Source organism: Bradyrhizobium sp. Arg816 (assembly GCF_029989365.1).
Lineage (GTDB): Bacteria > Pseudomonadota > Alphaproteobacteria > Rhizobiales > Xanthobacteraceae > Bradyrhizobium.
Window position 1 is genome coordinate 1 of the sequence record NZ_JAPRAQ010000130.1, and the last position, 525, is coordinate 525.

Annotated in this window: 1 protein-coding gene; it reads right to left on the bottom strand. The window is 61.1% G+C overall.

Annotation, left to right across the window (positions count from 1 at the left end):
• A partial coding sequence (locus tag OWC48_RS46155) for a hypothetical protein (RefSeq protein ID WP_282525948.1) occupies positions 1-488 on the bottom strand: 488 nt, incomplete at its 3' end.
• Positions 489-525 lie beyond the last annotated feature (37 nt).

Sequence of the window (525 nt, forward strand, 5' to 3'; positions counted from 1 at the left end):
TGGAGCTCGACCCGCACTGCCATGGGGTAAGTGGCCTGCGCCAGTGTTTCGATGATCGCGAGCCAGGGATCGCGCCGCTGGTCCGCCCAGAAGCGGTGCGGCACATAGTGCATCGAGGGCTGGCTCCAGATCGGCCGAATTTCTTCATGCTTGCGAATTTCGGCAATCTCGAACGCTTCGTCCGGGTCTGATCCGCCGAAGGTCGCAAACTCGAGTTGGGATTTGCTCAGCCAGCGCGGGCCACCATAGGCAAAGATACCTTCCTGCGGGAAGGTGCGGTTCGCTTGCCTGGCAAACGCGGTGACGTCGTCCTTTGCCGCTTGCTCGTCGGCTTTCGCGCTTCGGCACAGGATTTGACAACGAACGCGGGCCGCGAACTCCGAGTGCTCGGGGTCGGCCACGAATTGCAGCGCGATCGAGCGCCGAAGCCCCGCGCTGTGAAGTTCGCAGATATATGATCGAAAACGATAGAGGACCGATCCGATCACGTCCTGCCGATTGTTGCCGTTTTCGGGCGGTAAAGCC